This window comes from Pseudomonas sp. S2_F07 (genome assembly GCF_054668325.1).
In genome coordinates this window covers 2,651,524-2,674,985 of record NZ_CP162758.1, presented here as the reverse complement: position 1 = coordinate 2,674,985, position 23,462 = coordinate 2,651,524, and the positions used below count along the sequence as shown (strand labels likewise).

Here is a 23,462-nt window from a genome sequence, read left to right as displayed (position 1 = left end):
TCAAGCTGCTGTAAATTCTGCTGGAAAAGGAATCGCAGCCTGGGCCGTTTGCAGCTTGGTCAGGGTCTCGCGGACCACTTCCTTGGCGAGGCAGGCACATTTGCCGCACTGGCTGGCAACGCCGGTGGCCACACGGACTTCCTTGTAGCTGCAGCATCCTTCATAGATCGCATCGCGGATTTGACCGTCGGTGACACCAGTGCAGAGGCAAACATACATAGGGAAGGACCGTCGCTGATTGTGACTCAATTGCGATGGATCTTAATGTTAACGAGAATGATTGTCAAAGTGGTTTCAGGGCACTTTTCGTCATAAAAGGGTATGGCTGACGAACGGTCTACCTGGCAAATCGGTGAAACAAAACCGTCGGCGATTTCATCGTACGGGGAAAAACAGCTAAGCCAGCTCAAACACGCGGTGTATGATGGCCGGTCTTTTGCGACCGGGGATCGTGTCACAGGGCTGTCGCCTCAGGGTGGCAGGCTGATGCGAAACCTGTTTCTCACGTTATTACACCAGGAGATATCCAATGAGCGTACTCGTAGGCAAACAAGCCCCTGACTTCACCGTACCGGCCGTACTCGGCAATGGCGAGATCGTTGACAGCTTCACCCTGTCCTCGGCGATCAAAGGCAAATACGGCCTGGTGTTCTTCTACCCACTGGACTTCACCTTCGTTTGCCCGTCCGAGCTGATCGCTCTGGACAACCGCATGTCTGACTTCAAGGCCCGCAACGTTGAAGTGATCGCTGTTTCGATCGACTCGCACTTCACCCACAACGCATGGCGCAACACCCCGGTCAACAATGGTGGCATCGGCGAAGTTCGCTACACCATGGCTGCCGATCTGAAGCACGAAATCGCCAAGGCCTACGACGTTGAGTCCGACGACGGCGTGGCTTTCCGTGGCGCGTTCCTGATCGACGGCAAAGGCGTTGTCCGTTCGCAGATCGTCAATGACTTGCCGCTGGGCCGTAACATGGATGAGTTGATCCGTCTGGTCGACGCTCTGCAATTCCACGAAGCGAACGGCGAAGTCTGCCCTGCCAACTGGAAAAAAGGCGACAAAGGCATGAACGCTTCGCCAGAAGGCGTTGCCGCTTACCTGACCGAGCACGCTGCCGCTCTGTAAGGCGCACGCTCCAGCTATAAAAAGCAGGTACAAAAAAACCGGCCATCGAGGCCGGTTTTTTTTATGGGCGGGATAACGCCGGGACTGTGCAGGAGCGAGCAAGCTCGCTCCTGCAACACATCAATCGTCGAAGTCTTCCCAGCCACCCATCTGTTTCCAGCGATTGACGATGCCGCAGAACAGCTCTGCCGTCTTCTCGGTGTCATAGCGAGCCGAGTGAGCCTCGCGACCGTCGAAGTCGATGTCTGCTGCCTGGCAAGCCTTGGCCAGCACGGTCTGGCCGTAAGCGAGGCCGGCGAGCGTTGCGGTATCGAAACTGGAGAACGGATGGAATGGATTGCGCTTCATGTCCAGCCGCGCAACCGCCGCATTGAGGAAGCCCAGGTCGAAGCTGCTGTTATGCCCGACCAGGATCGCCCGTTTGCAGCCATTGGCCTTGAGGGCCTTGCGCACGCCGCGGAAGATATCGTTCAGGGCAGACTCTTCACTCACGGCCATGCGTAGCGGGTGATCGAGCTTGATCCCGGTGAACTCCAGGGCCGCCGCTTCGATGTTCGCGCCTTCGAACGGCTCGACACGGAAGAAGTAGGTGTGATCGGGGTAAACAAAACCCTTTTCATCCATGGCGATGGTGGTCGCGGCGATCTCCAGCAGGGCGTCGGTAGCCGAATTGAAGCCACCGGTTTCTACGTCGACGACTACCGGCAGGTAACCACGGAACCTGGCCGCCATTGGATGACGCGGGCCGCCTCCGCCGCCATTGCCTTCCAGTTCGTCGTCGAAATGGTCTTCACTCACGCGTGTTCCTCCAGCAGGCGCCAGCGCAGTTTTTCACCGGCGCGCAGCGGGATAACGGTCAGCTCGCCAAATGGCAGGCTGGTCGGGGCGGTCCACTCTTCGCGGACCAGGGTGATGCGATCGGTGTTGGCCGGCAGGCCATAGAACCGAGGGCCATTGAGGCTGGCAAAGGCCTCGAGCTTGTCCAGCGCATTGCGCTGTTCGAAGGCTTCGGCATACATCTCGATGGCCGCATAGGCGGTGTAGCAACCGGCGCAACCGCAGGCCGCTTCCTTGGCGTGCTGGGCGTGGGGGGCCGAGTCGGTGCCGAGGAAGAACTTCTCGCTGCCGCTGGTGGCCGCGTCGAGCAGGGCTTCCTGGTGGGTATTGCGCTTGAGGATCGGCAGGCAATAGAAGTGCGGCCGGATCCCGCCCACTAGCATGTGGTTGCGGTTGTACAACAGGTGATGCGCGGTAATGGTCGCGCCCACGTTGGCCGAAGCCGAGTTGACGAACTGCACGGCATCGGCGGTGGTGATGTGTTCGAAGACCACTTTGAGGGCCGGGAAACGCTCGACCACGCGACGCATGTGCTCGTCGATGAAGATTTTTTCGCGGTCGAACACGTCGACATCGCCCCGGGTGACCTCACCGTGGATCAACAGCGGCATCCCGACTTCGGCCATGGCCTCAAGTGCAGGGAAGATCTTGTCGATGCTGGTGACGCCAGAATCCGAGTTGGTGGTCGCGCCGGCCGGGTACAACTTGGCGGCGTGAATGAATCCGCTGGCCTTGGCCTCGCGAATTTCTTCGGGCTGGGTGCGGTCGGTCAGGTACAGGACCATCAGTGGCTCGAACAGGCTGCCGGCCGGGCGGGCAGCGAGAATCCGCTGGCGATAGCCGTCGGCTTCGGCCGCATTGCGCACCGGTGGAACCAGGTTGGGCATGATGATGGCGCGGCCAAAGGTGCGCGCGACATCCGCGACGGTATTGGTCAACACGGCACCATCGCGAAGATGAATATGCCAGTCGTCGGGACGCAGCAGGGTCAGGCGGTCGGACATGAGGGGATTCCAGGCGGGTCAAACTCAAGGGAATGCTACCGGAAAAGACTCTTGCAGGCACTCGCTATCAAGTTTTGCAGGAAGCTTCCGATATCCAACAGGTATGCCGTAAACATGTGTGTGTCGGTCTTTTTGTTGTAGAAACCAGTGGAGCCTCCCGTGCGCCAGCGTTATTTAGCCTTGCTCAGTGTGTTTGCCAGCCTTCCGGCGATGGCGCTCACTTTCCAGACACGTCTGGAGAACATTGAGTGGACGGTCGAAGGCGACAAGTTCGAATGCCGCCTGACTCAGCCGGTTACCGACTTCGGCTCTGGCGAGTTCGTGCGTCGTGCCGGCGAGCAGGCGACGTTTCGTCTGAAAGCCTACAACCCGATGATCGGCGGTGGTTCGGCGACCTTGCTGGCCGCTGCCGCGCCGTGGCAGCCGGGCCGTGACGATATCAACCTGGGCACGGTGAGAATCGGCAGTGGCAACATATTGTTCAACAGCTCACAGGTTCAGGCCGGGCGTCTGATCAGTGGCCTGATGGACGGTCGCAGCCCGGTGGTTCGACATTCTTCGGGGGATGGGCGGGTGTCGGAAGTACGCTTGTTACCGGTCAGGTTCACCCAAGCGTTTGCCGACTACCAGGGTTGTGTGGCGAAACTGTTGCCACAGAATTTCGAACAGGTGAAGCAATCCGAAATCGGCTTCCCCGGCGGCGGAATCGAACTCGACAGCGCCGCAAAAGCCAAACTGCAGGTGATGCTGGAGTACATGAAGGCCGATCCGACGGTCTATCATATTGAACTCGACGGGCACTCCGACAACAGCGGCAACCGCCTGACCAATCGCGACCTGTCGCGGCGCCGAGCCCTGGCAGTGATGGAGTTCTTCAAGGCCAACGGCATCCAGGAGTCGCAAATCACCCTGCGTTTCCATGGCGAGCGTTATCCGGTGGCGCCTAACACCAACAACATCAACCGTGCGAAGAACCGTCGAGTAGCGGTACGCCTGGAGCGCGGAGCACCCGTGGAACAAGTCGCCCCGCAAGCGACGAAAGCGGCCACATCGGCAACTTCCTGACTCTTTGGTCATCGTCGCCCTCTCGACATAATCTGTCGCTTCGTCGTCATAAGCTGTCGCGCCACTGTAAATTATTCTGCATGAGCGGTAGACTTCCCGGCTTTCCGTAGAACCCCGTGGAGTGATGGCATGGCGGACGTAAACAAGGTCGTTCTGGCGTATTCCGGCGGCCTGGACACTTCGGTGATCCTCAAGTGGCTGCAGGATACTTATAACTGTGAAGTGGTGACCTTCACCGCTGACCTGGGGCAGGGCGAAGAGGTCGAACCTGCACGCGCCAAGGCTCAGGCCATGGGCGTCAAAGAGATCTACATCGACGACTTGCGCGAAGAGTTCGTGCGCGATTTCGTTTTCCCGATGTTCCGCGCCAACACCGTTTACGAAGGCGAGTACCTGCTGGGTACTTCCATCGCTCGTCCGCTGATCGCCAAGCGCCTGATCGAAATCGCCAACGAAACCGGTGCAGACGCCATTTCCCATGGCGCCACCGGCAAGGGTAACGACCAGGTTCGTTTCGAACTCGGTGCGTACGCCTTGAAGCCAGGTGTGAAAGTGATCGCTCCGTGGCGCGAATGGGACCTGCTGTCCCGTGAAAAGCTGATGGACTATGCCGATAAGCACGCGATCCCGATCGAGCGCCACGGCAAGAAGAAGTCCCCTTACTCCATGGATGCCAACCTGCTGCACATCTCCTATGAGGGCGGCGTGCTGGAAGACACCTGGACCGAGCACGAAGAAGACATGTGGCGTTGGACCGTTTCTCCGGAAAACGCTCCAGACAAGCCGCAGTACCTGGAACTGACCTACCGCAACGGCGACATCGTCGCGCTGGACGGCGTCGAAATGACTCCGGCCACCGTGCTGGCGACCCTGAACCGTATCGGTGGTGAGCACGGTATCGGCCGTCTCGACATCGTCGAGAACCGCTACGTGGGCATGAAGTCCCGTGGCTGCTACGAAACCCCTGGCGGTACCATCATGCTGCGTGCCCACCGTGCGATCGAATCGATCACCCTGGACCGCGAAGTGGCTCACCTCAAAGACGAGCTGATGCCCAAGTACGCCAGCCTGATCTACACCGGCTACTGGTGGAGCCCTGAGCGTCTGATGCTGCAACAGATGATCGATGCGTCCCAGGTCAACGTGAACGGCGTTGTGCGCCTGAAGCTGTACAAGGGTAATGTGATCGTCACTGGCCGCAAGTCCGACGACTCGCTGTTCGACGCCAATATCGCGACCTTCGAAGAAGATGGCGGCGCGTACAACCAGGCGGATGCAGCGGGCTTCATCAAGCTCAACGCCCTGCGCATGCGCATTGCGGCGAACAAAGGCCGGAAGCTGTTCTGAGACCTTTGAAATCGTGATGGTTACCTGGCCTCGTCCTCGACGAGGTCAGGTACCTGAAAACGGGGTGTGACGCCAGTTACTGCGTTGTCGGGTGTTTTCGTATCCGATGATGATTTCCTGTTTTTCTCCTGCTCAATGGCCTGACCTGTACTAAACGTTGTTGTTCGCCGGTTGCTCGGCCTGATCAATGACCGACAGCCTGTGCGAGTCTGGATTGTAGGTCACATAAAAGGCGTCACTGCGCTTGCTGGCCTGCCTTGAATGTTCATGCGCACCGGCTTTCAGTAATTTCTCCGAAACGGCACAAGTGACAAACACAATCACATACGCCGCCTTTTCCCGTGGCCTCTGGATTTTTTCCAGCAGCGCTCCAAACTCGACCTCTCTGTTCATCCAGCGTACATCGACGATGTAGAGGTCTTTTACCTGTTCCGGCAGCTGAAGGTGATGCTGGACGGATACGGTGGTTTGCAGACCGATCCCGGTTGGCGGGTCCTGTGCGCCACAGGGCGTTCGGGTTGACTGGCAGTCATTCGTTGACGTCTCCAGTGCGGGGTTTTCAGATGGCTTTGCGGAGGCTTTCTTTTCCGAACGCCCAACATCATCCATGACCTTCATGAAGTGCTTGCCCTTTTCAAAATCGGAAGGCGCATAAAGTGATTTATAGTTGAAGTTGAGTGTCGCGAAAAAAAGTAAAATTAAATAGAACGGAAAGCTGATCAGGAACCAGACGTAGAGTTCTCTTTCCTCCTGATCAAGGAAGGGTAGAGAGACGGCTGCCGAAGTTTCAGATAGCGCTGCGAATATCGCGATAATTGTCATTGGGTTGGTGACTCGTTTGTTTATCATGTTTTGTACTCATGTCGGATTGTCTGTTCTCGAGTGGTTTATGAGGTTGGTTTGATGTGGTGGTTATTGTAATGTTTTTTAGTGTCTGCTGGTTTTTGGCGGGTTATTATTTGTTTGTTGTATTGCTCTTAGGGTTCTTGAATTTTTGGCATGTTTTAATGATTGCTCAAAAAATATTATTTGCTGTAAGAGTAAATGGATGCTGGGTGTGTGATATTTCCGGTGTGAGTGTTGAATACGTAAATATCAGTTACGTTTTGACGGAGAGGTAGAGGCTAGTGTTTTTCAGGGCGCGGCCGATCAAGCTGGTACTCGGAAAATTTTGGTCGTAAATCGACAGGGGTGGCTGCTGGAAAGTGCGACACACTGACGCTGATACAGTTTTCAATTCATTCCGTTCGAGGGATTTTTGTAGGAGAAATCCGTGTTGTTTGTAGGGTATGTCTCTTGGTGTGGGTGGCCGGGAGGGGCGACATGCCATGGGTGAAACGACTAGGCTATTGTGCGGGCTCTAAAAATTCGAACAGCGAAAATTGGACTTGCCCATGAATAAAGTGCTGATCGTGGATGATCACCCCGTCATTCGTCTTGCGGTACGTATGCTAATGGAGCGTCATGGCTACGAAGTTATTGCAGAAACCGATAATGGTGTGGACGCACTGCAACTAGCCCGTGAACTTATGCCGGACATTGTCATTCTGGATATCGGGATTCCGAAGCTGGACGGATTGGAAGTCATCGCGCGTTTGTCTTCGGCCTCAATGCCGATGAAAGTGCTGATCTTGACTTCCCAGGCACCGGGACATTTTTCGATGCGTTGCATGCAGTCCGGTGCAGCCGGTTACGTCTGCAAGCAACAAGACCTCACGGAGTTGCTCAGTGCAATAAAGGCCGTGTTGTCAGGTTACAGTTACTTTCCTAATCAAGCCTTGCATACCGTGCGTTGCAGTTTGGGGAATGCCAGTGAGGCCGATATGGTTGATCGGTTGTCGGGGCGGGAAATGATGGTCCTGCAACAGTTGGCCCGAGGAAAGACCAATAAAGAGATTGCCGATGGAATGTTTCTCAGCAATAAAACAGTCAGTACTTACAAGACCCGCCTGTTGCTCAAGCTCAATGCGCGGTCTCTGGTCGATCTGATCGAACTGGCACAACGCAATGGTCTGGTGTGATGACATAATTGCGCGACAAGGGGCGCCTACCGGGGTATGGCACTTAGAAAAAAAGCCTCCGTTTCGGGAGGCTTTCAGGTGTCATAAATCAAAATCGTAATCGGCCAATTGCTTTTGCAGTCGGCGCTCCTCCAGCAGGTTGTCGATGGTGCGGCGTTTGCTCAGATTAGTTTTCGCCACTTCAACCACCGGCTCGGCGTCATCGGTTTCGGCGGTGGTGAAATCGTCTTCTACGTCCAATTGCTCTTTGCCAGTACTCATTTAGTTGCTCCAGGCTAAGAAGGCCTTTGGCGCTCCTTATATCGACAATCTCCCGGCGGGTAAAAAAGATTTTTTCAATCGACAATTCAATAAACCTAATAGCGCCTCAATCGTCGGAGGTTTTGTGCTTGTATTCGCACAAGTCCTCGATCCGGCAGCTTCCGCATCGGGGCTTGCGGGCCAGGCAGACATAGCGGCCGTGAAGAATCAGCCAGTGATGGGAGTCGAGCAGGTACTCCCTGGGCACGAATTTCATCAGTTTTTTCTCGACTTCCACCACATTCTTGCCGGGAGCAATACCCGTCCGGTTGCTGACCCTGAAAATATGCGTGTCGACGGCCATGGTCAGCTGACGGAATGCCGTATTGAGTACCACATTGGCGGTCTTGCGGCCGACGCCGGGCAGTGCCTCCAGCTCTTCGCGGGTTTGTGGCACTTCACCGGCGTGACGCTCGACCAGCAAGCGGCAGGTTTCGATCACGTTTTTCGCTTTGCTGTTGTACAGCCCGATGGTCTTGATGTACTCCGAGAGCCCTTCGACACCCAGGGCATGGATCGCTGCCGGGGTATTGGCGACCGGGAACAGCCTGGCCGTGGCCTTGTTGACGCCCACATCGGTCGACTGCGCCGAGAGAATCACGGCGATCAGCAATTCGAAGGGTGAGGAATAGGCCAGCTCGGTCTTTGGTTCCGGGTTGTCCTCGTGCAGTCTGCGGAAGATTTCCAGACGTTTTGCGGCATTCATGGGTAGTACGTTTCCTCGAAGGCAATCAGTGTGTGGGCGTGGGGCGCCAGGCCTGCCAGGCGGCGATCAGCAGCCCGAGCAGGATGAACCCGCCAGGGACCAGGGTGGCCAGGCGCAGGCCATCGTCAGCCATCAGTACCCAGCCTTGCCAGTCAGTTTGTGTTGCGCCGGACAGCCACGATAGAGGGTTTCCAAGTGCTCCGTTGCCGATGAGTTCGCGCAGCAGGCCCAACGCGATCATCAACGTGGCAAACAGGGCATTGAGTCGCCGGCGTTGGCGCCAACCGTTCTGAAAGAACCCGGTGTGTTCCAGTACGACGCATTGCAAGGCGATCAGGGCGCCGTAAAACCCCAGATGCTGCTGCCATTGCAGCGACCAGACTTGTGCCATGAGTTCCGCGCAACTGGTGAGCGTGGCCGCCAACAGGATGCTGGCCAGCAAGCAGGTCGCCGGGACCAGTCGGGATCGCAGGACGCCCATGGCCAGGCTGAACAACTCGGTCACCACCATGAACATCAGGCATAGGCCAAGTGCGGCCATCAGCGAGTGGGTGGCGCCGATCAGCGGTGTCAGCATCAAGGCGTTACGCAGAGTCGAGGAGCTATCCATGGGCAGGGATTCCGAGCAGTTGTTGCCGGTGTTCATCGAAGTAGCGCAAGGCATCGTGGATGGCATTGATCACCGCTCTTGAGGTGATGGTCGCGCCTGCGATCTGATCGAACTGCCCTTGATCCTTTTTCAGCGCCCAGCCGCTGTCACCGGGTTCTGTTCGAGACTTGCCGGAAAAAACCCGGAGCCAGGCATTGGGCCAGTCGGCGATCTTTGCCCCCAGCCCTGGTGTTTCCAACTGTTTGAGGGTTTTGACGCCCAGCAACCTGCCGTTGGCGTCGACAGCGATCAACAGGTCGATGGCACCGGCGTAGCCAAGGGTTTGACTGCGCAGCAACACCGCGACGGGTTGATCGCCCCGGGTCGCCAGATAACCACCGAGCAAGGTGCTGTTGGTCAGTGGGGTTGCTTCAATCGTTATGGGGTGTTCGAGTGGTTGATTGTCGTAGCTGTCCGGCGCGATCAGGTCCAGCAGATGACCGCTGTCGATCAGGCGCTGTTCGGCTGCAATGCGCGGCGCGCTGCCGAGTTGCACGAAGTAGGTCATGCCGAGGCCCAATGCGGCCAAAAGCACCACAAGTGCGATGCTTGATGTCCGGTTCATGGCGCCTCCGGCTGTTGCCTGGCTGCTACGAACCGCTCCAGCGCCGGCACGCACAGGTTCATCAACAGCACCGCGAAGGCGATGCCGTCCGGATAACCACCCCAGGTACGAATCAGATAAGTCAGGAGCCCGACGCCGACGCCGAACAGCAATTTCGCGCCAGGGCTTCTGGGGCCGGACACCGGTTCGGTGATGATAAAGAACGCCCCCAGCATGGTCGCGCCACTCAGCAGGTGAAACAATGGCGAGCCATGGGAGTCGGAGCCCGAACCGTTCCAGCACAGCAGGCTGATGATGAACAGGCTGGCCAGCATGCCAACCGGTGCATGCCAACTGATCACCTTTCGTTGCAGGAGAAACATTCCACCCGCCACAAAGGCCAGGTTCACCCATTCCACCCCCCGGCCGCCAAAGTGGCCGAATGCCGGGTTGCCGGCAAACAGTTCATCAATGGTCAGGCTTTTGTTGATCCGCAGACTGTCCAGTGCGGTGGCCTGCACCCACGCATCCGGCATTTGGCCGATGCCGAACACGTGCTGCAAGCCGCTCGGTAGATCCATGCCATGGGGCGATGGCCAAAGGGTCATTGGGTAGGGAAAGGTCACCAGAACCAGCGCCAAACCGAGCATCGCCGGGTTGAAGGGATTCAAGCCGACGCCGCCATACAAGTGCTTGCCGAATACCATCGCAAAAGCGGCTGCACTGAGGGTCAGCCACCATGGGCAGTAAGGTGGCAGCGCCAGAGCCAGCAGTGCGGCACTGACCAGCGCGCTACCGTCACTCAAGGTTGGCCCCGGCGGTCGCTGGCGCAAATGCATGACAGCGGCCTCGACGGCCAACGCGGCAGTGGCCGCCAGAACCAGATTGATCAACATGCCCCAGCCATACAGCCAGAACGCCGCCAGCATTCCCGGCAGCGTGGCCAACAGCACCAGTTTCATCGCCTGTTGCAGGCGATCATCCACCACGTCAAGGGCTGGCATGGGCGTCTACCAGGCGTTCGGCTTCACCGAGTGCGCGCTCCAGGGCTTCGATTTGCTCCGCCGGTGCCTCGTTGGCCTGAGCCTTCTTGAGTTCGGCGCGGCGCATGGCCAACTGGATCTTGGCCCGTTTCAGATCGGCATCATTTGACGACACAGCTGCGACCGTCGGTGCAGGGGCCGATGGGGCGACACTTTCCAGGTGCGCGAGGTTTTTCTCGGCGGCTTCGAACTGCTGTTGCAGGGCAATCAACTGCGATTGCTGTTCGAAGGTTGGCGGGTGCCCAAAGGCCTTCAGCGATTTGTGCAACTGCGCCCGACTCATCGCAACATCGATCCTGGCCTTTTTCAGTTCGCCATCGGCATTGGCGGTTTTCTGTGCGCGGACGCGTTCGAGGGCCGCCTGCACCGGGTCGGCTGTCGTCTCGGCAGGTTGCGCGGCTCGCTGCCTTGCCTGGCGCTCGGCGACTTTCTGTTGTTCCTCACGCAGCAGGCGAGCATTGCGTTGTTCGAAGCGGCGCCGTGCGTGGTCGCGCTTGATAGTGCGGGCCTGCCGCGCCTGCGGTGTGAGGGCCAGGCCCCCGACAACGGGCAGTACCGTGTTCGGCAGCAACGGGCGCATTTCGATGCAGTCCACCGGGCACGGTGCCACGCAGAGGTCACAACCGGTGCACTCATCGATGATCACCGTGTGCATCAGTTTGGCCGCGCCGACGATGGCATCGACCGGGCAGGCCTGGATGCACTTGGTGCAACCAATGCACTCGGCCTCGCGGATATAGGCGATCTGCGCCGGGGCCGAGCCACGGCTGACATCCAGCTCCAGCACCGGCACCTTCAGCAAATCGGCCAGGGCCGCGATGGTTTCGTTGCCGCCTGGCGGACACTTGTTGATCGGCTCGCCATTGGCGATGCCTTCGGCGTACGGTTTGCACCCGGGGTGGCCGCACTTGCCGCACTGGGTTTGCGGCAAGAGAGCGTCGATGATTTGAATCAGACTCATGTTTTGATCAGTCCACTGAATCCGAGAAAAGCCACTGCGATCAGGCCGGCACCGATCAGGTCGATCGGCAAGCCGCGAAAGGGCAGGGGAACATCGTTGTCGGCCGTGCGTTCACGCAAATCAGTGAACAGGCTCAACACCAGCCAGAAGCCCAGCCCTGCACCGAGGCTCAAGGCTGTGGCGTGAAAGAAACCCTTGTCTTGCTGAGCGTTGAGCAAGGCCACGCCGAGCACGCCGGCATTGCCCAGCAGTAACGGCCAGAGGCCTTCGAACGGCAATGTCGAAAACACCCGGGCCAACAACTTCAGCAACGGGCTGATCAGCAGCACGCTCAATGGCAGAAACACAAACAGACGCAGCGACGTCAATTGCAGTGGCACCAGCAGCCATTGAAAGAACGCATAGCCGAGCATGCCCACGACCAGCATCAGGCAGGTCGTCGCAATGCCCAGGGCATGGACCTGACGGCGCTGGCCGGCCAGCAGCGGATCGACGGCCAACGGCCAGTGCAACACGATGTTGTTGATCAGGGCGGCGCTGATAAGCGTAAGCAGGATTTCGGTCATGATCGTCCATATCCGATGCTGGATAACTCTGTAGGAGCTGCCGCAGGCTGCGATCTTTTGACTTTGCTCTTAAAGAAGCCAAGATCGCAGCCTGCGGCAGCTCCTACAAGATGAAGCCAGACCTGAGAGACAGTATGGGCCAGACATGAAAATCCCACAGCCGCGCCAGGCACGACTGTGGGATCGATTTGCCGCAGACCTTACTTGATGCGCTGGCCCGGCTTGGCGCCGCTGTCAGGGCTGAGCAGGTAGATCTCTTCACCGCCAGGGCCGGCCGCCATCACCATGCCTTCGGAGATACCGAACTTCATTTTCCGTGGCTTGAGGTTGGCAATCATCATGGTCAGTCGACCATCGAGCTTGGACGGGTCCGGATAAGCACTCTTGATCCCGGAGAACACGTTGCGTTGCTCGTCACCGATGTCCAGGGTCAGGCGCAGCAGCTTGTCTGCACCTTCCACGTGTTCGGCCTTGACGATCAGAGCGACACGCAGGTCGACGGCGGCAAAGGTGTCGAATTCGATTTCCGGCGACAGCGGATCCTTGGCCAACTCGCCGTTGCCGGCAGGCGCGGCTTCGCCGGTGTCGGTCTGGCTGGCAGTCAGGTCTTCTTTCGAGGCGTCGGTCATGGCTTGCACCTTGACCGGGTCGATACGGGTCATCAACGGCTTGAACTCGTTCAGCTGGTGATTGCCGAGCAAGGTCGCGTGGTCGTTCCAGGTCAGCGGCGCGACGTTGAGGAACGCCTCGGCATCAGCGGCCAGCAGCGGCAGCACTGGCTTGAGGAAGATCACCAGTTGACGGAACAGGTTGACGCCGGTGGCGCAGATGGCCTGGACTTCATCCTGTTTGCCTTCCTGTTTGTTCAGCGACCACGGCGCCTTGTCGGCGATCCAGGCGTTGGCGCGGTCGGCCAGGCCCATGATCTCGCGCATGGCGCGGGCGAAGTCGCGGGCTTCATAGGCGTCGGCGATGCCTGGCGCGGCGGCCAGGAAGGCTTCGGACAGCTCGGGCGCGGCGTTGGTGTCGACCATCACGCCGGCATTGCCCTTGTTGATGAAGCCGGCACAACGGCTGGCGATGTTGACAACCTTGCCCACGAGGTCGGAGTTGACCTTCTGCACGAAGTCTTCGAGGTTCAGGTCCAGGTCGTCGACGCCACGGCCCAGCTTGGCCGCATAGTAATAGCGCAGATATTCCGGCGACAGGTGGTCCAGGTAGGTCCGGGCCTTGATGAAAGTGCCGCGGGACTTGGACATCTTCTGGCCGTTGACGGTCAGGTAGCCGTGCACGTTGATCCCGGTTGGCTTGCGGTAGCCCGCGCCTTCGAGCATGGCTGGCCAGAACAGGGCGTGGAAGTTGACGATGTCCTTGCCGATGAAGTGGTACAGCTCGGCGGTGGAGTCCTTGCCCCAGAACGCGTCGAAGTCCAGCTCCGGCGTGCGGTTGCACAGGTTCTTGAAGCTGGCCATGTAACCGATCGGCGCATCCAGCCACACGTAGAAGTATTTGCCCGGCTCGTCGGGGATTTCAAAACCGAAGTACGGCGCATCGCGGGAGATGTCCCACTGTTGCAGGCCGGCATCCAGCCATTCGGCGATCTTGTTGGCCACGGCATCCTGCAGGGTGCCGCTGCGGGTCCAGGTTTGCAGCATTTGCTGGAAGTCTGGCAGCTTGAAGAAGAAGTGCTGGGAATCCTTGAGCACCGGGGTGGCGCCGGAGATCGCCGACTTCGGATCCTTCAGGTCGGTGGGTGCGTAGGTCGCGCCGCATTTTTCGCAGTTGTCGCCGTACTGGTCTTCGGTGCCGCATTTCGGGCAGGTGCCCTTGATGAAGCGGTCGGCCAGGAACATTTTCTTTTCCGGGTCGAAGTACTGGGTGATCGAACGCGTGGCGATATGCCCGGCGTCACGCAGCTTCAGGTAGATCTGGCTCGACAGCTCACGGTTTTCTTCGGCGTGAGTGGAGTGGAAGTTGTCGAAGTCCACCAGGAAATCGGCAAAGTCGGCGCTGTGTTCAGCCTGGACGTTGGCGATCAGCTGTTCCGGGGTGATGCCTTCCTTTTCCGCGCGCAGCATGATCGCCGATCCGTGGGCGTCGTCAGCACAGACATAAATGCATTGATTGCCGCGGTGCTTCTGGAAGCGCACCCACATATCGGTCTGGATGTATTCCAGCATATGGCCAAGGTGGATCGAACCATTGGCATAGGGCAGGGCGCTGGTGACGAGGATCTTGCGTGGCTCGGACATGGGGCTCGGCTACTTGATGAAACGGAGGTCGGCCACTATAAAGCGCCGGCGCATATTTTTCACCCTGTGAGCCTGTTTCATTGGATGAGTAACAGGTGAAGGTTCAACATCCCGCCGAACGCTTAGAACAGGTACGATACCCATCATCTTTCCAGTCCTGTTTTCGGAGTTGCCCATGAGCGCCGTCAATCGCGCAGCGGTGGAAGCCGTCCTTCGCCAATACACCGACCCTTACCTGAACCAGGACCCGGTCAGCGCCGGGTGCGTGCGCAACATCGAGATCCAGGGCGAGCGCGTCAGCGTTCAGCTTGAACTGGGTTATGCCGCCGGGCTGTTCAAGAGTGGCTGGGCGCAGATGCTGGAAATGGCCATTCAGGGTCTGGATGGCGTGGCCAGTGCCAAGGTTGAAATCACCAGTGTGATCGCTGCGCACAAGGCTCAGGCGCAGATTCCGGGCCTGGCGAACGTAAAAAACGTGGTGGCCGTGGCGTCCGGCAAGGGCGGCGTGGGTAAATCCACCACGGCGGCCAACCTGGCCCTGGCCCTGGCCCGCGAAGGCGCCAAGGTCGGGATTCTCGATGCAGACATCTACGGCCCGAGCCAGGGCATCATGTTCGGCATCCCCGAGCGCACCCGCCCTGAAGTGAAGGACCAGAAGTGGTTCGTGCCGCTCAAGTCCCATGGCGTCGAAGTGATGTCCATGGCCTTCCTCACCGATGACAACACGCCGATGGTCTGGCGCGGGCCGATGGTCTCCGGCGCCTTGCTGCAACTGGTGACCCAGACCGCGTGGGGGGACCTGGATTACCTGGTCATCGACATGCCGCCTGGCACCGGTGACATCCAACTGACCCTGGCGCAGAAAGTGCCGGTGGCCGGCGCGGTCATCGTGACCACCCCGCAGGACCTGGCATTGCTGGACGCGCGCAAGGGTGTGGAAATGTTCCGCAAGGTCAACATTCCGGTGCTGGGCGTGGTGGAGAACATGGCCGTGCACATCTGCTCCAACTGCGGACATGCCGAGCATCTGTTCGGTGAGGGCGGAGGTGTGAAACTGGCCAACCAGTATGGCGTCGAGTTGCTGGCTTCGCTGCCGCTGTCGATGGTCATCCGCGAGCAGGCCGATGGCGGCAAGCCAACGGTGATCGCCGAGCCTGACAGCCAGATTGCGATGGTTTACCAGGAACTGGCCCGCCATGTGGGGGCGCGGATCGTGTTGCAGGAGGCTTTGACGCCGGCGATGCCGAATATCAGCATCAGCGACGATTGATTCCGGTCGCCTGTTGAAAGATCGCAGCCTGCGGCAGCTCCTACGGGGTGAATATCAGTCCCATGTAGGAGCTGCCGCAGGCTGCGATCTTTTGATCTTGCTTTAGATCCGCAACCCACCATCCATCTCCAGGATCCGACCGGTGTAATAGTCGTTCTCGAAGATGTAAGCCGCCGAATGGGCGATTTCTTCAGGCTTGCCCATGCGTTTGAGCGGGATCCCGGCAGTCATCTTCTCCAGCGCTTCAGGCTTCATGCCCAGGGTCATTTCGGTTTCGATGAAGCCCGGTGCAATGCCGGCGACGCGAATTCCGTAGCGTGCCAGTTCCTTGGCCCAGGTCACGGTTGCCGCAGCGACACCGGCCTTGGCGGCGGAGTAGTTGGTCTGACCGACGTTGCCGGCGCGGGAAATCGACGAGATATTGATGATCGCGCCGCTGTTGTTCAGCTCGACCATTTTCGCCGCGACTTCACGGGTGCACAGAAACACGCCGGTCAGGTTGACGTCGATGACGGCCTGCCACTGGGCCAGGCTCATCTTGGTCATTTCGCCATCCTTGACCTTGAGCAACAGGCCGTCGCGCAGGATCCCGGCGTTGTTGATCAAGCCATGGATCGCGCCAAAGTCTTCAGCGACCCGGGCAACCATGTGGGTCACTTGCTCTTCGTTGGCCACGTTGCACAGGTAGGCGCGGGCCTCGACACCCTGGGCCTTGCAGGCCGCGACCGCGTCGTCGAGTTTTTCCTGGTTCAGGTCCACCAGCGCGAGTTTCGCGCCCAGGCCTGCGAAATACTCGGCCATGGAGCGGCCTAAACCCTGGCAACCGCCAGTGATAATGATTACTTTGTCAGTGAGTTGCATTCGCATGCCCCGGTAGCAGGTCTGAGTGTTTTCCTTGTAGAGAGCCTCTCGATCTGCGCCTGACGTGGCCCGGCTGCACATGAGAACTGCCCCGATGGCGTGCTGGGACTTTCACCAGCAGCTCGTCCGTTTTTCTGACGGATTCTATTTAAGGAGTCATAAATTGAGCGTTGAAGCGGCTAAGCATGCACGAGAATTGCTCCTCAAGGAATACCGTGGGGTGCTCTCGACGCACTCCAAATCGATGCCCGGTTTTCCGTTTGGCTCCGTGGTTCCTTACTGCCTGGACGAGCAGGGCCGGCCGCTGATCCTGATCAGCCGTATCGCCCAGCACACGCATAACCTGCAAAAAGATCGGAAATGCTCGCTCTTTGTCGGCGAACGTGGCGCCGAAGATGTCCAGGCCGTTGGTCGACTGACTTACCTGGCCGAGGCGCATCAACTCGAAGACGAAGCCGCCATCGAGGCTGCTTCCGAGCGTTACTACCGCTACTTCCCGGAGTCGCAGGGTTATCACAAGGCCCACGATTTCGATTTCTGGGTGCTCGAGCCTGTACGCCACCGATACATCGGCGGTTTTGGCGCGATTCATTGGGTCAACGAGCTGACCCTGGCCAACCCGTTCGCCGGCAAGGCCGAAGTGAGCATGGTCGAGCACATGAACGCCGATCACGCCAAGGCCATCGCCCATTACGTCGATCTGGCCGGGCTGCCGAAAAACGTGCCGGCGCAAATGGTCGGTATCGATACCGAAGGCATGCACCTGCGTATCGGTCAAAGTCTGTACTGGTTGCCGTTTCAAGCGTCTTGTAATACGCCGACACAAGTTCGCGAAGCCTTGGTTTCTCTGGCCCACGCCGATCATTGGCCGAAAAATGAAGTGGCCGACGCTTGAATTCACGAAACGGCGACGTCATCTAAGGTGAACTGGCAAGGCATTCTTGCGTTGAGGAACCATTTGATGCGCCCTTTTTTGTTGCTCTTTCTGCTGTTCCCGGTGTTGGAGCTGTTCGTATTCGTCAAGGTGGCAGGGTCCATCGGGTTTTTCCCGGCCCTGCTGCTGATCATTCTCGGCTCGATGTTCGGCGTGTTTGTGCTGCGTATAGCTGGCCTGGCCACGGCACTGCGTGCCCGTGAAAGCCTGAGCCGCGGCGAACTGCCGGCCCAGACCATGCTCGAAGGCCTGATGCTGGCATTGGCCGGTGGCCTGCTGATTCTTCCGGGTTTCATCAGCGATGTGATCGGCCTGTTCATGCTGTTGCCGTTCAGCCGTCGCCTGCTGGCCAATAAAATGCGCCAGCGCGCCGAAGAGCAGGCGCTGCGTCAGCGAGCGTTCGCCGACGATCTCCAGGCCCGTGGCGGCCCGGTGCCTCGCGAACCGCTGGGCCGTGAGCCCAACGTGATCGAAGGCGAGTTCGAACACCGCGATACCAAGTAATACGCACATCGACACGGCACCTGCGGGTGCCGTGTCCGTTTGCGGGGCAGCGAACAGAAAATTTTTCGAACTCCGCCCTTGTAATAAGCTTATGCGCCCTTATGTAACGGTCACCGCAAGGTTTCTGGCGATCACGCCAGACAGACTTCCGCGGTTCGCTTGACGAACCGCACCCGGCGCCGCCGGACTTTGTTAAACCCGCCGGGACTACACCGGCCGATGAAAACCACAATTAGGAGAGATCGACAATGAAGCTTCGTCCTCTGCATGACCGCGTCGTCATCCGTCGCAGCGAAGAAGAAAAGAAAACCGCTGGCGGTATCGTCCTGCCAGGTTCGGCTGCTGAAAAAGCCAACAGCGGCGAAATCCTCGCTGTAGGCCCAGGCAAAGCACTGGAAAGCGGTGAAGTGCGTGCACTGTCCGTGAAAGTGGGCGACAAGGTTGTGTTCGGTCCTTACTCCGGCAGCAACACTGTGAAAATCGACGGCGAAGACCTGCTGGTAATGAGCGAGAACGAAATCCTCGCTGTTATCGAAGGCTGATTACCCGCTCATTTTCCCGCTACTTCAAAGTATTTAAGGAATATCGATCATGGCTGCTAAAGAAGTTCTGTTTGGCGATTCCGCCCGCAAGAAAATGCTCAAAGGCGTCAACGTCCTGGCTGACGCGGTAAAAGCGACCCTGGGCCCGAAAGGCCGTAACGTGATCATCGAGAAGAGCTTCGGCGCTCCGACCATCACCAAGGACGGCGTTTCCGTCGCCAAAGAAATCGAACTCGAAGACCGTTTCGAAAACATGGGCGCGCAGCTGGTCAAAGACGTTGCCTCCCGTGCGAACGATGACGCTGGTGACGGTACTACCACCGCTACCGTTCTGGCTCAGTCGATCGTCAACGAAGGCCTGAAAGCCGTCGCTGCCGGCATGAACCCGATGGATCTGAAGCGCGGCATCGACAAGGCGACCATCGCCATCGTCAAAGAGCTGAAAAACCTGTCCAAGCCATGCGCTGACACCAAGGCAATCGCTCAGGTTGGCACCATCTCGGCCAACTCCGACAACTCCATCGGCGACATCATTGCCGAAGCCATGGAAAAAGTCGGTAAAGAAGGCGTGATCACCGTTGAAGAAGGCACTGGCCTGGAAAACGAACTGTCGGTTGTAGAAGGCATGCAGTTCGACCGTGGCTACCTGTCCCCGTACTTCGTCAACAAGCCGGAAACCATGGTTGCCGAGCTGGACAACCCGCTGGTTCTGCTGGTCGACAAAAAGATCTCGAACATCCGCGAAATGCTGCCAGTGCTGGAAGCCGTTGCCAAAGCCGGTCGTCCACTGCTGATCGTTTCCGAAGACGTTGAAGGCGAAGCCCTGGCGACTCTGGTCGTGAACAACATGCGTGGCATTGTTAAAGTCGCAGCCGTCAAGGCTCCAGGCTTCGGCGACCGCCGCAAGGCCATGCTGCAGGACATCGCCGTTCTGACCGGCGGTACCGTTATCTCCGAAGAGATCGGCCTGAGCCTGGAAGCAGCCACCCTGGAAAACCTGGGCAGCGCCAAGCGCGTGACCATCTCCAAGGAAAACACCATCATCGTTGACGGTGCTGGCGTAGCAGGCGACATCGAGTCCCGCATTGCTCAGATCCGTGCCCAGGTTGCCGAAACCTCCTCGGACTACGACCGTGAAAAACTGCAAGAGCGTCTGGCCAAGCTGTCCGGCGGCGTTGCAGTGATCAAGGTTGGCGCTGGTTCCGAAGTCGAAATGAAAGAGAAGAAAGCCCGCGTTGAAGACGCCCTGCACGCTACCCGTGCAGCCGTTGAAGAAGGCGTGGTACCTGGCGGTGGCGTTGCGCTGATCCGCGCTCTGCAAACCCTGAACGATCTGAAAGGCGACAACGCTGATCAGGACGTAGGTATCGCTGTTCTGCGCCGTGCCGTTGAAGCACCGCTGCGTCAGATCGCTGCCAACAGCGGTGACGAGCCAAGCGTTGTGGTCAACGAAGTCAAGAACGGCAAAGGTAACTTCGGTTACAACGCTGCGACTGGCGAATACGGCGACATGATCGAAATGGGCATCCTGGACCCAACCAAGGTTACCCGTTCGGCTCTGCAAGCTGCATCGTCGATCGGCGGTCTGATCCTGACCACCGAAGCTGCTGTTGCTGATGCACCGAAGAAAGACGGCGGTGCTGGTGGCGGTATGCCAGACATGGGTGGTATGGGCGGCATGGGCGGCATGATGTAAGCCAGCCTTACCCCTGTACGAAAAAACCCCGCCTGCGAAAGCCGGCGGGGTTTTTTTATTGCCCGGATTTCAATGTTCACATCGATCCATTGTGGGAGCGGGCTTGCTCGCGAAGGCAGTGTGTCAGTCGACATAGATGCTGAATGACATTCCGCTTTCGCGAGCAAGCCCGCTCCCACAAGGAACTGCATAAATCCTGTGGGAGCGTGGCTTGCCCGCGATGACGTCAGATCAGGCGCCGACAGGTTCTGCGGTGGTCCCGCGTTCAGCCTTCAACGCCGGTCGGTACAGAACGTAGTAATACGACCCCAAACAGATCAGCCAGCAGAACACCGCCGTCCACACGTTGTGCGAGAAGAAGTGTGCGCCCTGCATCATTCGCCCGATGGAGAACACCGAGCCGAGGGCGAAGGCGAAGACAAACGCTGCGCGAGCCATGCGCGGGCGACGGTCACGCAGTACGAAAAACAGGGCAAACAGGGTGAAGCCGGTGGCCGCATGGCCGCCGGGCCAGCAACGCCCCGGTTTTTCGGTGTGCGGGCGAGGGCTCAACAGTTCGCTGTAGGTCTCGTGACCGCCGAATTGCTCGAGGCTCCATGGGCATTGCACCGCGGTCACCGCTTTCATGGGCGTGACAAACGAAGTCGCCAGGCCCAAGGACAGCACCAGGCAACCCAGTTCCCGCTTGAACGGTTTGAGCCTGGCCATGAAGAACGACGCGATGTAGCCGAAGATGGCAAACACCGAGAAGGCGATGACCAGTTGCTTGGCGCGATCGTGGAGGATGTCCTCGAGAAAGTAACTGTGGCGGCCAATGAATTGCCCGGCTACCGGGTCGTAAAACAGTTTGGCCAGGTCCATGTCCAGACTGGTCAATTCGAGCAATACCAGAATGATCGCTGCTACGGCGGGGACTCCAAGGCACACCCGGAAATTGAGCGGACGAGGGGTAGGGCGGGCAAGGGTCGAAACCATGCTAGTTCCTTGATCAGTGAAATGTTCTCAAATGCGCAGCCGCGCGGAGTTTGAACCCGATTCTGTCGCCAGTGTGTGAATCGCGGGTGAAAAACTTGTTAAGGCTGTAGTCGGTCAATTTCCACGCTTTTGCGCTTCACTCAGTCCTAGCCGTGAGCTGAACTTCGCCTTAAGCTGCGCGGGCCACGACGGCCGTTACTGTGGACGGAGAGATTCCCATGCGAATTCTATTGGTTGAAGACAACCGCGATATCCTGGCCAACCTGGCCGATTACCTGGGGCTCAAAGGCTATACCGTGGATTGCGCTCAGGATGGTCTGTCGGGCCTGCATCTGGCGGCCACCGAGCACTACGATTTGATCGTACTCGATATCATGCTGCCCGGCATCGATGGCTACACCCTGTGCAAGCGCCTGCGCGAGGATGCCCGCCGCGAAACACCGGTGATCATGCTCACTGCCCGCGATCAGCTGGATGACCGTCTGCAAGGCTTCAAGTCGGGTGCCGATGACTACCTGATCAAACCGTTCGCCCTGTCGGAACTGGCAGCGCGTATCGAGGCGGTCATGCGCCGAACCCAGGGCGGCGGGCGGCGGACCTTGCAGGTCGGCGACCTGAGCTACGACCTCGACACCCTGGAAGTCACTCGCGAAGGCCGGTTGCTGAAACTCAACCCGGTCGGGCTGAAGTTGCTGGCCGTGTTGATGCAGAAAAGCCCTCATGTGTTGCGTCGTGAAATTCTTGAAGAAGCGCTCTGGGGCGACGACTGCCCGGACAGCGACAGCCTGCGCAGTCATGTCCACCAACTGCGCCAGGTGATCGACAAGCCGTTCGCCAAGCCATTGCTGCAAACCGTGCACGGTGTGGGGTATCGCCTGGCCGAGGGCCGTGATGGAGTTTAAGCAGAGCCTTGCCCAACGCATCATCATTGCCTTTGCGCTGATGAGCGCACTGGTGGCGGGCGCCTTTGCCATGGGCATCGTGGCGACCGTACACCTGGTGGAAGAAAAACTGATTTCGGCCGGTCTGGGTGGCGATTTACAGCGCCTGCTGCTGATGGACAATGTCACGGACTGGAGTCATCGTCCCGAACCGGACCAATTGTTCTACTTCAGCAACGGGCCAGGCGATTTCAGGTTGCCCAAGGATTTGCGGCACCTGGAGCCGGGTTTCCACGAAGTGTTCCGTGAAAACCTGTCGTACCACGCCATGGTCGAAATCGTCGACGGCCGACGTTACGTGCTGTTGCAGGACCAGAGCGACTTCGAAGAGCGTGAACGGGTGCTGTTTGCCGTGGTACTGGTGGGATTCGTGCTAAGCCTGGCACTGGCGGTGTTTCTTGGCTGGGTGCTGGCGCGCAAGGTCATGGCGCCGGTGGTGCGGCTGGCCCGCCAGGTACGCCATCGCGATCAACTGCTGGGTTTGGCTCCTCCCTTGGCTCCGGATTATGCCGCCGACGAAGTGGGCGAACTGGCCGTGGCGTTCGATGCCACCCTCGGGCGCTTGCGTCAGGCCCTGACCCGCGAGCGGCTGTTCACCAGCGACGTCAGCCACGAATTGCGTACGCCCCTGATGATCCTGGCCAGTTCCTGCGAGTTGTTGCTGGAAAACCCGGGGCTCGATCAGCGCGGTCGCGCCCAGGTCGAGCGCATTGCCCGGGCCTGTGAAGAAATGCGTGAGCTGGTGCAAACCTTTCTGATGCTCGCCCGTGCCCAGCGCGAAGACGCCAGCATGTCGCCGCAGCAGTCCCTGGGCCAGGTAGCCGAGGGCCTGGTCGGTCTGTGGCGCGAGCCCATTGAAAGCAAAGGGTTGAAGCTGATCTTCGAACCGGGCAACCCCGAGGCCAATGGCTACAATGCGACGCTCCTGCACGCGGTGATGGGTAACTTGCTGCGCAACGCCTTGCACTATACCGAGCGGGGCTTCATTCGCCTTAGCCTGACGGGCACCGGATTTCTGGTCGAAGACAGCGGTGTGGGCATTCCCGAGGAAAAACGCGAGGCGATGTTCGAACCCTTCGTTCGGGGCACTGAAAAACGCGGGGAAGGCTTGGGCCTGGGGCTTTCACTAGTGCAGCGGATCTGTGAAAACCAGGGTTGGAACGTCAGCCTGACAACCATGGAGCCCAGTGGCTGCCGTTTTCAGGTGGAGCTGTCCCGAACTTGATCTGTTAAGTCAGGCGTCCAGCAAACCCTGTCATTTCCGTAAAACCCTGTAATACTTCAGGGTTTCCCATAACGATATTTTCACAAA

24 protein-coding genes and 1 pseudogene are annotated in these 23,462 nt (G+C 58.7%); 11 read left to right on the top strand and 14 right to left on the bottom strand.

Annotated elements, in window-relative coordinates; all coding sequences use genetic code 11:
- Positions 1-219 carry a bacterioferritin-associated ferredoxin gene (locus AB4O40_RS11955; RefSeq protein ID WP_008053520.1) on the bottom strand — a complete coding sequence of 73 codons (219 nt, stop codon included), beginning with the start codon at positions 217-219 and terminating at the stop codon, positions 1-3.
- A 310-nt stretch (positions 220-529) separates the two neighbouring features.
- Between AB4O40_RS11955 and AB4O40_RS11950 the strand changes: the two genes are divergently transcribed.
- A complete protein-coding gene (locus AB4O40_RS11950; protein WP_414918972.1) occupies positions 530-1,132 on the top strand; it encodes a peroxiredoxin in 603 nt (200 codons plus the stop codon).
- Between the two features lie 120 nt (positions 1,133-1,252).
- Here the strand turns inward: AB4O40_RS11950 and rnt are convergent, their stop codons facing one another.
- On the bottom strand, positions 1,253-1,930 hold the full coding sequence (gene rnt / locus AB4O40_RS11945) for a ribonuclease T (RefSeq protein WP_046043606.1): 678 nt from the start codon (positions 1,928-1,930) through the stop codon (positions 1,253-1,255).
- A complete protein-coding gene (pyrC, locus tag AB4O40_RS11940; RefSeq protein WP_056726142.1) occupies positions 1,927-2,973 on the bottom strand; it encodes a dihydroorotase in 1,047 nt (348 codons plus the stop codon). Before pyrC ends, rnt begins: the two co-directional genes overlap by 4 nt.
- A gap of 159 nt (positions 2,974-3,132) precedes the next feature.
- Here pyrC and AB4O40_RS11935 point away from each other — a divergent pair, with 159 nt between their 5' ends.
- Positions 3,133-4,038: a flagellar protein MotY gene (locus AB4O40_RS11935; protein WP_056726141.1), complete on the top strand. Its 906-nt coding sequence runs from the start codon at positions 3,133-3,135 to the stop codon at positions 4,036-4,038.
- A gap of 129 nt (positions 4,039-4,167) precedes the next feature.
- Positions 4,168-5,385 carry an argininosuccinate synthase gene (locus AB4O40_RS11930; RefSeq protein WP_007985864.1) on the top strand — a complete coding sequence of 406 codons (1,218 nt, stop codon included), beginning with the start codon at positions 4,168-4,170 and terminating at the stop codon, positions 5,383-5,385.
- Between the two features lie 150 nt (positions 5,386-5,535).
- Here the strand turns inward: AB4O40_RS11930 and AB4O40_RS11925 are convergent, their stop codons facing one another.
- Entirely contained in the window at positions 5,536-6,234 is a 699-nt protein-coding gene (locus AB4O40_RS11925; protein ID WP_056726140.1) for a hypothetical protein, read from the bottom strand.
- Between the two features lie 545 nt (positions 6,235-6,779).
- Here AB4O40_RS11925 and AB4O40_RS11920 point away from each other — a divergent pair.
- On the top strand, positions 6,780-7,406 hold the full coding sequence (locus tag AB4O40_RS11920; protein WP_056726139.1) for a response regulator transcription factor: 627 nt from the start codon (positions 6,780-6,782) through the stop codon (positions 7,404-7,406).
- A gap of 81 nt (positions 7,407-7,487) precedes the next feature.
- On the opposite strand, the gene AB4O40_RS11915 is transcribed toward AB4O40_RS11920, so the two are convergent.
- The 8 genes and pseudogenes from AB4O40_RS11915 to metG form a co-directional block, all read right to left on the bottom strand.
- Entirely contained in the window at positions 7,488-7,667 is a 180-nt protein-coding gene (locus tag AB4O40_RS11915; protein ID WP_007972325.1) for a PA3496 family putative envelope integrity protein, read from the bottom strand.
- Between the two features lie 106 nt (positions 7,668-7,773).
- Positions 7,774-8,412, bottom strand: a complete 639-nt coding sequence (gene nth / locus AB4O40_RS11910) for an endonuclease III (protein WP_008053529.1) — start codon at positions 8,410-8,412, stop codon at positions 7,774-7,776.
- Between the two features lie 25 nt (positions 8,413-8,437).
- Positions 8,438-9,022: an Rnf-Nqr domain containing protein gene (locus AB4O40_RS11905; RefSeq protein ID WP_056726138.1), complete on the bottom strand. Its 585-nt coding sequence runs from the start codon at positions 9,020-9,022 to the stop codon at positions 8,438-8,440.
- Positions 9,015-9,626, bottom strand: coding sequence for an RnfABCDGE type electron transport complex subunit G (locus AB4O40_RS11900; protein WP_056726137.1), 612 nt, complete (start codon positions 9,624-9,626; stop codon positions 9,015-9,017). The genes AB4O40_RS11905 and AB4O40_RS11900 overlap by 8 nt, the downstream gene beginning before the upstream one ends.
- Positions 9,623-10,609: an RnfABCDGE type electron transport complex subunit D gene (locus tag AB4O40_RS11895; RefSeq protein WP_056726136.1), complete on the bottom strand. Its 987-nt coding sequence runs from the start codon at positions 10,607-10,609 to the stop codon at positions 9,623-9,625. Before AB4O40_RS11895 ends, AB4O40_RS11900 begins: the two co-directional genes overlap by 4 nt.
- A 607-nt stretch (positions 10,610-11,216) precedes the next feature.
- Positions 11,217-11,588: pseudogene (gene rsxB / locus AB4O40_RS11890) on the bottom strand (electron transport complex subunit RsxB); the annotation flags it as partial.
- A gap of 17 nt (positions 11,589-11,605) precedes the next feature.
- Positions 11,606-12,175 (bottom strand): electron transport complex protein RnfA, encoded by a 570-nt coding sequence (locus AB4O40_RS11885; RefSeq protein WP_056726134.1) that lies wholly within the window; start codon positions 12,173-12,175, stop codon positions 11,606-11,608.
- 200 nt (positions 12,176-12,375) lie between these two features.
- Complete coding sequence (gene metG, locus AB4O40_RS11880; RefSeq protein ID WP_409078393.1) at positions 12,376-14,427, bottom strand: methionine--tRNA ligase; 2,052 nt, start codon at positions 14,425-14,427, stop codon at positions 12,376-12,378.
- 175 nt (positions 14,428-14,602) lie between these two features.
- On the opposite strand from metG, the gene apbC reads away from it, so the two are divergent.
- Positions 14,603-15,697, top strand: coding sequence for an iron-sulfur cluster carrier protein ApbC (apbC, locus tag AB4O40_RS11875; RefSeq protein WP_223541834.1), 1,095 nt, complete (start codon positions 14,603-14,605; stop codon positions 15,695-15,697).
- 102 nt (positions 15,698-15,799) lie between these two features.
- On the opposite strand, the gene AB4O40_RS11870 is transcribed toward apbC, so the two are convergent.
- A complete protein-coding gene (locus AB4O40_RS11870; RefSeq protein WP_223541833.1) occupies positions 15,800-16,558 on the bottom strand; it encodes an SDR family oxidoreductase in 759 nt (252 codons plus the stop codon).
- A gap of 163 nt (positions 16,559-16,721) precedes the next feature.
- Between AB4O40_RS11870 and AB4O40_RS11865 the strand changes: the two genes are divergently transcribed.
- From AB4O40_RS11865 to groL, 4 genes are all read left to right on the top strand, one after another.
- Positions 16,722-17,453 carry a HugZ family pyridoxamine 5'-phosphate oxidase gene (locus AB4O40_RS11865; RefSeq protein WP_056726130.1) on the top strand — a complete coding sequence of 244 codons (732 nt, stop codon included), beginning with the start codon at positions 16,722-16,724 and terminating at the stop codon, positions 17,451-17,453.
- Positions 17,454-17,519: 66 nt separating this feature from the next.
- Positions 17,520-17,996 carry an FxsA family protein gene (locus tag AB4O40_RS11860; RefSeq protein ID WP_056726129.1) on the top strand — a complete coding sequence of 159 codons (477 nt, stop codon included), beginning with the start codon at positions 17,520-17,522 and terminating at the stop codon, positions 17,994-17,996.
- Positions 17,997-18,244: 248 nt separating this feature from the next.
- Positions 18,245-18,538 (top strand): co-chaperone GroES, encoded by a 294-nt coding sequence (locus AB4O40_RS11855; protein ID WP_056726128.1) that lies wholly within the window; start codon positions 18,245-18,247, stop codon positions 18,536-18,538.
- A 49-nt stretch (positions 18,539-18,587) separates the two neighbouring features.
- Positions 18,588-20,234 (top strand): chaperonin GroEL, encoded by a 1,647-nt coding sequence (gene groL, locus AB4O40_RS11850; RefSeq protein WP_008053540.1) that lies wholly within the window; start codon positions 18,588-18,590, stop codon positions 20,232-20,234.
- Between the two features lie 231 nt (positions 20,235-20,465).
- On the opposite strand, the gene AB4O40_RS11845 is transcribed toward groL, so the two are convergent.
- Positions 20,466-21,209 (bottom strand): phosphatase PAP2 family protein, encoded by a 744-nt coding sequence (locus tag AB4O40_RS11845; protein WP_056726127.1) that lies wholly within the window; start codon positions 21,207-21,209, stop codon positions 20,466-20,468.
- A 218-nt stretch (positions 21,210-21,427) separates the two neighbouring features.
- Between AB4O40_RS11845 and colR the strand changes: the two genes are divergently transcribed.
- Together colR and AB4O40_RS11835 are read left to right on the top strand one after the other, a co-directional pair.
- Positions 21,428-22,111 carry a two-component system response regulator ColR gene (gene colR, locus AB4O40_RS11840; protein ID WP_007985839.1) on the top strand — a complete coding sequence of 228 codons (684 nt, stop codon included), beginning with the start codon at positions 21,428-21,430 and terminating at the stop codon, positions 22,109-22,111.
- Positions 22,101-23,375: a sensor histidine kinase gene (locus AB4O40_RS11835; protein WP_223541154.1), complete on the top strand. Its 1,275-nt coding sequence runs from the start codon at positions 22,101-22,103 to the stop codon at positions 23,373-23,375. Before colR ends, AB4O40_RS11835 begins: the two co-directional genes overlap by 11 nt.
- Positions 23,376-23,462 lie beyond the last annotated feature (87 nt).

Coding starts and splice junctions, on each gene's coding strand:
- AB4O40_RS11955 (WP_008053520.1), bottom strand. CDS start 219: ATGTATGTTTGCCTCTGCACTGGTGTCACCGACGGTCAAATCCGCGAT.
- AB4O40_RS11950 (WP_414918972.1), top strand. CDS start 530: ATGAGCGTACTCGTAGGCAAACAAGCCCCTGACTTCACCGTACCGGCC.
- pyrC (WP_056726142.1), bottom strand. CDS start 2,973: ATGTCCGACCGCCTGACCCTGCTGCGTCCCGACGACTGGCATATTCAT.
- AB4O40_RS11930 (WP_007985864.1), top strand. CDS start 4,168: ATGGCGGACGTAAACAAGGTCGTTCTGGCGTATTCCGGCGGCCTGGAC.
- AB4O40_RS11925 (WP_056726140.1), bottom strand. CDS start 6,234: ATGATAAACAAACGAGTCACCAACCCAATGACAATTATCGCGATATTC.
- AB4O40_RS11920 (WP_056726139.1), top strand. CDS start 6,780: ATGAATAAAGTGCTGATCGTGGATGATCACCCCGTCATTCGTCTTGCG.
- AB4O40_RS11915 (WP_007972325.1), bottom strand. CDS start 7,667: ATGAGTACTGGCAAAGAGCAATTGGACGTAGAAGACGATTTCACCACC.
- nth (WP_008053529.1), bottom strand. CDS start 8,412: ATGAATGCCGCAAAACGTCTGGAAATCTTCCGCAGACTGCACGAGGAC.
- AB4O40_RS11905 (WP_056726138.1), bottom strand. CDS start 9,022: ATGGATAGCTCCTCGACTCTGCGTAACGCCTTGATGCTGACACCGCTG.
- AB4O40_RS11900 (WP_056726137.1), bottom strand. CDS start 9,626: ATGAACCGGACATCAAGCATCGCACTTGTGGTGCTTTTGGCCGCATTG.
- AB4O40_RS11895 (WP_056726136.1), bottom strand. CDS start 10,609: ATGCCAGCCCTTGACGTGGTGGATGATCGCCTGCAACAGGCGATGAAA.
- AB4O40_RS11885 (WP_056726134.1), bottom strand. CDS start 12,175: ATGACCGAAATCCTGCTTACGCTTATCAGCGCCGCCCTGATCAACAAC.
- metG (WP_409078393.1), bottom strand. CDS start 14,427: ATGTCCGAGCCACGCAAGATCCTCGTCACCAGCGCCCTGCCCTATGCC.
- apbC (WP_223541834.1), top strand. CDS start 14,603: ATGAGCGCCGTCAATCGCGCAGCGGTGGAAGCCGTCCTTCGCCAATAC.
- AB4O40_RS11870 (WP_223541833.1), bottom strand. CDS start 16,558: ATGCAACTCACTGACAAAGTAATCATTATCACTGGCGGTTGCCAGGGT.
- AB4O40_RS11860 (WP_056726129.1), top strand. CDS start 17,520: ATGCGCCCTTTTTTGTTGCTCTTTCTGCTGTTCCCGGTGTTGGAGCTG.
- AB4O40_RS11855 (WP_056726128.1), top strand. CDS start 18,245: ATGAAGCTTCGTCCTCTGCATGACCGCGTCGTCATCCGTCGCAGCGAA.
- groL (WP_008053540.1), top strand. CDS start 18,588: ATGGCTGCTAAAGAAGTTCTGTTTGGCGATTCCGCCCGCAAGAAAATG.
- AB4O40_RS11845 (WP_056726127.1), bottom strand. CDS start 21,209: ATGGTTTCGACCCTTGCCCGCCCTACCCCTCGTCCGCTCAATTTCCGG.
- colR (WP_007985839.1), top strand. CDS start 21,428: ATGCGAATTCTATTGGTTGAAGACAACCGCGATATCCTGGCCAACCTG.
- AB4O40_RS11835 (WP_223541154.1), top strand. CDS start 22,101: ATGGAGTTTAAGCAGAGCCTTGCCCAACGCATCATCATTGCCTTTGCG.